We start from the raw sequence: 9,085 nt of genomic DNA, 5'->3' as shown, positions 1-9,085 counted from the left end.
CTGGAATTGCTCTTCTGTTCCTACGCAATTCCGGACGGAAAACCGCTTCGCACTTTTCCTGGAATTGCTCTTCTGTTCCTACGCAATTCCGGACGGAAAACCGCTTCGCACTTTTCCTGGAATTGCTTTTAAGCAAAGCGACCCCGGCAGCCAGGCGCCGGGGTCGTGCCGATCGCCTACTGGCCGGTGACGATCTTGGTCCAGGTCCGCGTGATGACGCGCTGGGTTTTGGGATCGTATGGCTGGACGGTGTACAGCTTCTGCAAGGTCGCGGCGTCCGGATAGATCGCCGGATCGTCGAGGATCGCCTTGTCGACGAATTGCTGCGAGGCTTTGTTGCCGTTGGCGTACAGCACATAGTTGGACGATTTGGCGATCACTTCCGGCTTCATCATGTAGTTGAGGAACTCATGCGCCTCGGCGACATGCGGCGCATCGGCCGGGATCGCCATCTGATCGAACCACATCTGGGCGCCTTCCTTCGGCACCGAATAGCCGATCTCGACGCCCTGCTTGGCCTCGACGGCGCGGTTGCGCGCCTGGAAGACGTCGCCCGACCAGCCGACAGCCAGGCAGATGTCGCCGTTGGCGAGCGCGTTGATGTATTCGGACGAGTGGAACTTGCGGATATAGGGCCGGACTTTCAGGAGTGTCTCCTCGGCCTTGGCGATGTCATCGGGCGAGGTGCTGTTCGGGTCGAGGCCGAGATATTTCAGCGCCGCCGGGATGATGTCGGCGGGCGAATCCAGCACATAGACGCCGCAATCCTTCAGCTTGGCCAGCGTATCCGGATTGAAGAACGTATCCCAGCTGTCGATCTTGTCGGTGCCAAGGGCCGCCTGCACCTTCTTGATGTTGTAGCCGATGCCGACGGTGCCCCACATGTAGTTGATCGAATACTCATTGCCGGGATCGTATTTGGCGGTGCGCTCCTGAACGGTGTCCCACATGTTCGACAGGTTCGGCAGCTTCGACCTGTCGAGCTTCTGGAAAACGCCGGCCTGGATCTGGCGGGCGAGGAAATTGCCGCTGGGTACGACGACGTCATAGCCGCTGCCGCCGGCCAAAAGCTTGGTTTCGAGGATCTCGTTGGAATCGAACGTGTCGTAGACGACCTTGATGCCGGTTTCCTTGGTGAAATCGTCGATGATCGAACTGTCGATGTAGTCGGACCAGTTGAAGACGTTGACGACGCGGTCCTCGGCGTGGCCGCCGATGGTGAAAAGCGTCAGGAATGCCGAGGTCGCCGAAAGCCAGAGCGCTTTGCGGGTCATGCTGTTCTCCTTTGGTGAGTGTTCCGTCGCCAATCCGTCGCGGCCTCCGCGCGGCTGGGCATTTGCTTCAGATTATTGAGCTTTCTGGAGAGCGACAAGCGCGAACGGCCGGCTGCGCGGCGGTCCGACATGAGGCCGATGAAAGCTTTGGGCCGTTGCCGTGGCCTGGGGGATGTGCCGACGTCGTCAGAGGCTTTCGCCATGGCGCGGGCAGGGATATGACGATGTGGTCCGGTTCCGATTGGACCGGCATTGAGACTTGGCAAGATACGCCTGTCTTGTTGTTGCCGTGCCCTTAGCCTGCCCGCCCGGCAACGACGTTGTCAATGGCCCATCTCGCGCTTTGGCGCATCCGCTGCGTTAATTGGGGGATGGCAGTCCGGTGACGCCAGGGCGCTGGGGGCGCGGCTGCCGCTTGAACTCGAGCCCGATATGGACGAGCAGCGCCGTGACGACGACCGCACCACCGACGATGGTGCGCACAGACGGCACTTCCGAATGCACGAGCCAGACCCAGATCGGGCCAAGGATCGGCTCGAACGTGCCGAGCAGCGCCGCTATCGCCGCCGGGACGAGGCGGGCGCCGGTAGCGAAGAAGGCGAGGCCGACGCCGAGGTTGAGGACGCCGAAGGCGAACAGGAAGCCCATGTCGCGGCCGGAAACGGCAAATTCCGAGGCCTGGGAGGCCGCGAACGCGCCGGCGAGCAGCGCGCCGAGGCAGTTGGCCGGCGTCATGCGCACATGGGCGAAGCGGCGGGTGATCACCGTGGCGACCGAAAACATGCAGGCGATCAGCAACGCCAGGCTGTCGCCGACGGGAGACACGGTGCCGTCGAGCGATTCAGAGACCATGATGGCGACGCCGGCGATGACGGCGGCGATCGCCACCCAGGTCGCCGCCGCCACCCGCTCGCGAAACAGCACCCAGGCAAGCAGCGCGGCAAGCAGCGGCACGCCGGCCTGCATCAAGAGGATGTTGGCGACGGTGGTGTAGGAAAGCGCAACGATGAACGAGGTCGACGCGGTGGCGAAACAGATCGCGACGGCAAGGCCGGGCAGGCCCATGCCACGAAACAGTTTCAGCGTGCCTCGCCAGCCGTCGCGCCAAGCCATGAAGCAGAGCAGGAAGGCCACCGCCCAGAGCGAGCGCCAGAATACAATCGTCCAGTTGTCGGTAATGTCGATGAAGCGGGCGATGGTGCCGCCAAAGCTCCACATCAGCGCCGACAGGAACACCAGCAGCATGCCAAGGCGCTCGTCGCCAGGCGAGATGGCCGGGCGCGGCGGGACGGCTGGCGAAGCGTGCGATACGGCGTCGGTCATGGTTGCGACTGTCGGCGATTTCAGGGCGGCACGATGCGCGATGGGCGACAGAACCGCGCTGCATTCGCCTAACGCATCGGCGGCTGCAAGGCGTGATCCAGCCGCGCGTTCCGTTTGGCGCACTGGCGCATTAGCTCGACCAACGCGTCCAGCCCCGGCCGATACCTCCGGTTAAGAGGAGGCGTCCCGGTTGCGCCGAATGAGCCGCCAGAGGCCGACCAGGGGGACCAGCAAAATCACACCGAATTTCTTCAGCGCAATCAGCGCCACCGCCAGCAGTCCGGCCTTGGCCGCCAGCTTGCCCGCGATAAGGCCACCGATGCCCACAGCGGCGACGGTGTCGAAGCCTGGCCTGAAATCGACATACTTCTTGCCCGGGCTGAAGGTTGCGAGGCCAAGGACCTCGTCCAGGCTCTGCCTGATCTCGGGCAGTTGCTCCACCGTGGCGATGTAGCTCATCACGAAGACCCCCTCCCGGCCGAGAAAGCGCACATCGTAGTTGAGCGTGTGGACGGCATCGGTTCCGAACTGCAGCTCCTTGGCCCAGTGCAGACGTTTGTTGACGGCATCGTAGACGGGCGGCGAGGCCCAGCCGATCAAGGTGACGGGCTGAAATCCGTCCTTCACCCTTTGATCGTTGCTGGACAGGGTGTCCTCCTGCATGCTGCGCAACAATTCAGCGTAGTCGATCGACGCGGCGTCGCTGTCATCGACATAGCCGATCTTTTCCCAGCGCAACTCAATGCCCCAATTGTTCTCGGCGATGGGATCATGGCTGGTCGGAAAAATCATACCGACGGAGTCGGCACCGGCATCTGGCGGATTGCCCCAAGCCTCGGTCAGGACGGAGGCGGCATCCTTCTTGTCCAGGAAGTAGAACTTACCCTTGAGATCGAGGTGCACGCCTTCGGCAAGATCTATCGCACCGGTCCTGGGCTCGATCTTGTCAAGGAATGCCTTGCCGGCATCATTGTACTCTTGGTACGATTTGAAGAATTCCGAGGATTTCTCCGCAAATGCGGATGAGGCTGAAAGGGCAAGCGTCAGCCCAAGCCAAAAAACTTTCCTGTTCATCGCCGACCCCCCAGTCTTGCGCAATTCGTTTTTGATATCGCGGCGCTAATGCTTAATCAATATTGCCGACGGAAAGATTGCGTGGAGAACCCTCAATGGCTTGCTGTTGCAAAGGAGGATGGGCCTCCCGGGCCGACCAGCACAATCGACGTCACTGGAAATCGAAGGCGCTCAAGCCGGTCACCATCTCGTCCAGGCCAAGCGGCCGCGTCACCGGCGGCTCGGCGCGCGCCAGGCAACCGATGCGTTCGCAGAGCCGGCAGGCGGGTCCCACCGGCGTGGCGACGGCGACGCCCTGCCCCGACTTGCCGCTCGCCGTTCCCGGAAGGGCGCCGCCATAGACGATCTCGTCACGAAAGCCGATATCGCAGCCGATGAGCAGCGCCGTGCGGCGCGGCCGCTCCGAGAACGCGCCCTGTGGCCCTTCCAGCGTGCGGGCAATGCAGAGGAATTCGGCGCCGTCAGGCATTTCCACCGCCTCCACCAGGATCTGGCCGGGCTGGGTGAAGGCGGCATGGACCGGCAGCTTCGGACAGCCGCCGCCGAAGCGGCTCTGCGGAAAGCCCTGGCTGCCCGCCTTGCGGAAGCGGTTGCCGGCATTGTCGACCTCAAGCATGAAGAACGGCACACCGGAGGCGCCGGGACGCTGCAGCATGGTCAGGCGGTTGGCCGCCTGCTCGAAGGACACGCCGAAGCGCGAACGCAGCACGTCGATATCGTAACGGGCACGCAGCGCGGCGGCATGGAAGGCCTGATAGGGCATCATCAGGGCATGCGCCGCGTAGCGGCCGAGCTCGAAGCGGGCGAGCCGGCGGGCCTCGTCCGTGGTCAGCTTCAGCGCCTGGATCTCTCCAGCTACCGCGACCGTCATGCGGATCAGCGAGGCTTCCATCGCCACTTCGCGCAATTGGTCGAAGGGCGACAGCCGCTCGGACAGGAACAGGCGTTGCGAGTGGCGATCGTAGCGGCGGCGCCAGTTCGGCATGGTGGCGACGGGCAGCACCTTGACGACGATGCCGTATTCGCGCCTAAGCCAGGCTTTCAGCGCGCCGAACAGGTCGTCGCCGGGGTCAAGCAGCGCGGTGAAGGCCTCGGCCTCCTCCTCCAGCGCGGCGAAATGGTTCGGCCGGCGCTCGAATATCTCATGCACCTCATCGACCGGCAGGCGGGCGCCGGACAGCGCGGTGGCGCGGCCCTCGCGCGCCAGGAGCTCGTTGAGATCGGAAAGCCGCTCGGCCTGCTCGCGATAGGCGCGGAACAGTTTCACCATCGCGGCGGATGCGTTGGGGGCCGCTTCGGCGAGCTCGATCAGCTCCTGGTCGCCCGGCAGTTCGGCCGCCAGCAGCGGGTCGCCGAACACTTCCTTGAGCGCCGAAATCGACCCCTTCGCCTCGCCCTGCAATTCATGCGGATCGACCTTGTAGACCGAGGCCAGCCTGAGGATCAGTTGCACCGTCAGCGGCCGCTGGTTGCGCTCGATCAGATTGAGATAGGACGGCGAGATGCCTAACCCTTCGGCCATCGCCGTCTGGGTCAGGCCCTTGGCATTGCGGATGCGGCGGATGCGCGGCCCGGCAAAAATCTTCTGGTCAGCCACTCAAATCCATCCTTGACAGGAATTTACACGATCTGGCCGCAGAGGCCTGCGCGCAACCTTTTACAATCGTGACAAATTTACAGAGCTTACCAGTCAAGCGCAACACTAATTTTCCCTTATTTTTCGGCCAAAAGCTCGGTTTTACTCGCGTGTTTCGCAGGGCGATGTAAATGATGTCACACACCAACGGCGCACAACTCCCATGACGCGACGTTTCCAAGAACCGACCTCGAATGAACTGGAGTATCCAATGACCGATTTTTACAACCTCGTCCCATCCGCGCCCGAAGGTCGCTTCGATGGTATCGAGCGGCCCTATTCGCCCGAGGATGTGAAGCGGCTGCGCGGCTCGGTCCAGATTCGCCAGAGCCTTGCCGAAATGGGCGCCAACCGGCTGTGGAAACTCATCCACGAGGAGGACTTCGTCAACGCCCTCGGCGCCATGTCCGGCAACCAGGCCATGCAGCAGGTCAGAGCCGGGCTGAAGGCGATCTATCTGTCAGGCTGGCAGGTCGCGGCCGATGCCAACACCGCGTCCGCCATGTATCCCGACCAGTCGCTCTACCCCGCCAATGCGGCGCCGGAGCTGGTCAAGCGCATCAACCGCACCTTGCAGCGCGCCGACCAGATCGAGACATCCGAAGGCAAGGGGCTTTCGGTCGAGACCTGGTTCGCGCCAATCGTCGCCGACGCCGAGGCCGGCTTCGGCGGACCGCTCAACGCCTTCGAGATAATGAAGGCCTTCATCGAGGCGGGTGCGGCCGGCGTCCACTACGAGGACCAGCTGGCGTCGGAAAAGAAGTGCGGCCATCTCGGCGGCAAGGTCCTGATCCCGACGGCGGCGCATATCCGCAACCTCAATGCGGCCCGCCTCGCGGCCGACGTAATGGGCACGCCGACGCTGGTCGTGGCACGCACCGACGCGGAGGCGGCGAAGCTTTTGACGTCGGATATCGACGAGCGCGACCAGCCCTTCGTCGACTATGATGCCGGCCGCACGGTCGAGGGCTTTTACCAGGTCAGGAACGGCATCGAGCCCTGCATAGCGCGCGCCATTGCCTATGCGCCGCATGCGGACCTCATCTGGTGCGAGACCTCGAAGCCCGATCTGGCGCAGGCCAAGAAGTTCGCCGAGGGTGTGCGCAGGCATCATCCGGGCAAGCTGCTCGCCTACAACTGCTCGCCGTCGTTCAACTGGAAGAAGAACCTCGACGACGCGACGATCGCCAAGTTCCAGCGGGAACTCGGCGCCATGGGCTACAAGTTCCAGTTCATCACGCTGGCCGGCTTCCACCAGCTCAACTTCGGCATGTTCGAGCTGGCCCGTGGCTACAAGGCGAGGCAGATGGCGGCCTATTCGGAACTGCAGGAGGCTGAATTCGCGGCCGAGGTCCATGGCTACACCGCGACCAAGCACCAGCGCGAGGTCGGCACCGGCTATTTCGACGCGGTCTCGATGGCGATCACCGGCGGTCAGTCGTCGACCACCGCCATGCATGAATCGACCGAGCACGCCCAGTTCAAGCCGGCAGCCGAGTGAGCTGCCACAGAAGACGACCAACAGAGGAAACGCCCGAGAGGGCATAGGACACAAGGAGAAGACCAATGGCATCGATAAGCCGCGTCAAGGAAAGGGCGGAAGAGCAGTCCTCGGCCATGAGCGTCGACCAGCAGGCGACCATCCGCATGCTGGCCAATGACCTGCACAGGCTCAACCAGTCGGTGATGAAGGCGGTCGAGGCGGGCGTCTCGGTGGAGCTCGTGCGCTCGGCAAGGCATCATGGCGGCGACGGCAATTGGGGCGACCTCCTGATCCCGGTGATCGTCACCCAGCAAAACCACGGCTGACCACGTTCCACGGTGGCGCATTCGCCGAATTCTGTCTCGCCCGCGCGGTAACGCGCGGGCGACTTTCGTTTTGCAAAGCCCGGCTCCGACTGCCAGGAATAAACCTGGCACTAAATTTTAGCTTTTCTTGCGATATTCTGGAAATTAGCCATTTCAGCTTGACACCAGCGGCGATCTCACGCCAATTGTCCCTCAAGTTTCAACCCTGCATTGAAACAGAGATGAGTGCCCGCCCGCACATGAGCCCCAGCAATCGCGAGACCAGGACTGAAAGACATCTGAATCCGGAGGGCCGTGGCGGCGGCGCCGAGATGCTGACCGATTTCTCTCAGGTGCTCGTCATCGGAAAGTCGCCGATAAACAGGGTCGTGGTGTCGAAAATCGTCGAGAAATCAGGGCTGAAGCCGATTTCCGAATCGCCCGATACGGCGGCGAAAGCCTTGCGCTGCCTCATTCCCGGCGCGATCGTGCTCGACGGCGGCGCCGACAACAAGGACTGCGACGCGTTGATCTCCGGAATAGATGCGCTCAGGCGGATTTCGGGCAAGGCATTGCCCTCGGTGATCCTGCTTTCAACCAAGACTGGCACACCGGAGAGCCTGGGTCTCTCGAGTGTGATCGATGTCGTGATCGCCAAACCGATCACTCCCGAGAGGCTGCAACCGGTGATCGACCGCCTGATCGGGTCAGGGCGCGGCTAGCAGAAACCGGATCCGCCGTTCCAGCGCTGGGGCACAAGTCAGCCGCTAGAAACGATGCTTTCAATCAACCTTGGCAGTTCGCCAAGATCGGCGATCTGGCGAAAACGCGGCGCGGCCCTCGGCGGCTCGACATGTTCGAGCACCCAGGTCAACTCGTGCGGCACGTGCACGCCCCAGCCGCCGGCGTCGATGGCCGGAACGACATCGGATTTGAGCGAGTTGCCGACCATCATGCTTTTCTCGGGCCCGTCGCCATGGCGGCTGAAGATTCGGGCATAGGTGGTCGCGCTCTTGTCGCTGACGATCTCGACGGCGTCGAACAGATCGCCGAGGCCTGATTGCGCCAGCTTGCGTTCCTGGTCGAAAAGGTCACCCTTGGTGATCAGCACCAGGCGATAGGAACCGGCCAGCTTCTCCACCGTCTCGCGCGCATGGGCCAGCGGCTCGATCGGATGGCTGAGCATCTCGCGGCCGGCGGCAAGGATTTCGGCGACCACCGATCCCGGCACACGGCCGCCGCTGATCTCGATCGCGGTTTCGATCATCGACAGGGTGAAGCCCTTGATGCCGAAGCCGTAGACGGCAAGGTTGCGCCTTTCCGCTTCGAGTAGCCGCGCCGAAATATGCTCCGCCTCGCCATGCTCGGCCAACAGTCCTGCGAAGCGCTTCTCGGTCAGGCGGAAGAACTGCTCGTTCTGCCACAGCGTGTCGTCGGCATCGAAGCCGATCGTCGTCAGTTCATGGCCGGCCATGGCTGTCCTGCGTCGGGGTCCAAGGTAATCGCATTTCGCGAGGCGTCGAACCTAAGCCCGCCACGGCGAATTTCAACCGCGGCAGCAACCGCACAGGGGTTCCCCTTCCCTTCCATCGCCGGCCACGGCTATACTTCACCATCTGCAACGCAATCTGGTGATTGATGCCGCCTGAAAAAAAGGAAGTCCGTCCGTCTAGCCGCGGAGGGCGTACCCGCACGCCTGCCTTCTTGAAGAACCAACGCGGCGTGAAGAGCTGGAAGGAGGCCAGCGCCTGGCTGGAATGGCGCGGCATCGAGGACATCGAATGCATCACGCCTGACCAGGCCGGCGTTGCCCGCGGCAAGATGATGCCGTCGAAGAAATTCACCTCCAACACCTCGCTGGCGCTGCCCTCGGCGGTGTTCATGACAACGATTTCCGGCGGTTATCCCGAGGACGGCAACGGTTTCCACTATCCGGAGGATGACGGCGATCTCAAGTTGATGCCGGACCTTTCGACGCTGACCGTGGTGC

Annotated in this window: 8 protein-coding genes and 1 pseudogene; 4 read left to right on the top strand and 5 right to left on the bottom strand. The window is 62.8% G+C overall.

Annotated features, from left to right (window positions below; translation table 11 throughout):
* Window positions 1–176: 176 nt before the first annotated feature.
* The 4 genes from EN781_RS16995 to EN781_RS16980 all read right to left on the bottom strand — a co-directional run bounded on the left by EN781_RS16995 (window position 177) and on the right by EN781_RS16980 (window position 5,268).
* Window positions 177–1,274 carry a polyamine ABC transporter substrate-binding protein gene (locus tag EN781_RS16995; protein ID WP_126056453.1) on the bottom strand — a complete coding sequence of 366 codons (1,098 nt, stop codon included), beginning with the start codon at window positions 1,272–1,274 and terminating at the stop codon, window positions 177–179.
* A 360-nt stretch (window positions 1,275–1,634) separates the two neighbouring features.
* The gene (locus EN781_RS16990; RefSeq protein ID WP_126056454.1) at window positions 1,635–2,597 is read right to left on the bottom strand and encodes a DMT family transporter; all 963 of its coding nucleotides are present in this window, start codon (window positions 2,595–2,597) and stop codon (window positions 1,635–1,637) included.
* A 171-nt stretch (window positions 2,598–2,768) separates the two neighbouring features.
* Window positions 2,769–3,671 carry a DUF2167 domain-containing protein gene (locus EN781_RS16985; protein WP_126056455.1) on the bottom strand — a complete coding sequence of 301 codons (903 nt, stop codon included), beginning with the start codon at window positions 3,669–3,671 and terminating at the stop codon, window positions 2,769–2,771.
* 151 nt (window positions 3,672–3,822) lie between these two features.
* Complete coding sequence (locus EN781_RS16980) at window positions 3,823–5,268, bottom strand: helix-turn-helix domain-containing protein (protein WP_126056456.1); 1,446 nt, start codon at window positions 5,266–5,268, stop codon at window positions 3,823–3,825.
* Between the two features lie 250 nt (window positions 5,269–5,518).
* On the opposite strand from EN781_RS16980, the gene aceA reads away from it, so the two are divergent.
* The 3 genes from aceA to EN781_RS16965 all read left to right on the top strand — a co-directional run bounded on the left by aceA (window position 5,519) and on the right by EN781_RS16965 (window position 7,817).
* Window positions 5,519–6,808, top strand: a complete 1,290-nt coding sequence (aceA, locus tag EN781_RS16975) for an isocitrate lyase (RefSeq protein WP_126056457.1) — start codon at window positions 5,519–5,521, stop codon at window positions 6,806–6,808.
* Between the two features lie 65 nt (window positions 6,809–6,873).
* Window positions 6,874–7,116 carry a hypothetical protein gene (locus EN781_RS16970; RefSeq protein ID WP_126056458.1) on the top strand — a complete coding sequence of 81 codons (243 nt, stop codon included), beginning with the start codon at window positions 6,874–6,876 and terminating at the stop codon, window positions 7,114–7,116.
* Window positions 7,117–7,355: 239 nt separating this feature from the next.
* Window positions 7,356–7,817 carry a response regulator gene (locus EN781_RS16965; protein WP_126059238.1) on the top strand — a complete coding sequence of 154 codons (462 nt, stop codon included), beginning with the start codon at window positions 7,356–7,358 and terminating at the stop codon, window positions 7,815–7,817.
* Between the two features lie 38 nt (window positions 7,818–7,855).
* Here EN781_RS16965 and EN781_RS16960 read toward each other — a convergent pair whose 3' ends face one another.
* Window positions 7,856–8,569 carry an HAD family hydrolase gene (locus tag EN781_RS16960; protein ID WP_126056459.1) on the bottom strand — a complete coding sequence of 238 codons (714 nt, stop codon included), beginning with the start codon at window positions 8,567–8,569 and terminating at the stop codon, window positions 7,856–7,858.
* A 164-nt stretch (window positions 8,570–8,733) separates the two neighbouring features.
* Here EN781_RS16960 and EN781_RS16955 point away from each other — a divergent pair.
* A pseudogene (locus EN781_RS16955) lies at window positions 8,734–9,085 on the top strand (glutamine synthetase); the annotation flags it as partial.

Origin of the sequence: Mesorhizobium sp. M4A.F.Ca.ET.090.04.2.1 (assembly GCF_003999085.1) — a bacterium.
Taxonomy (GTDB): Bacteria; Pseudomonadota; Alphaproteobacteria; order Rhizobiales; family Rhizobiaceae; genus Mesorhizobium.
This window is presented reverse-complemented; position numbering and strand designations above follow the sequence as displayed.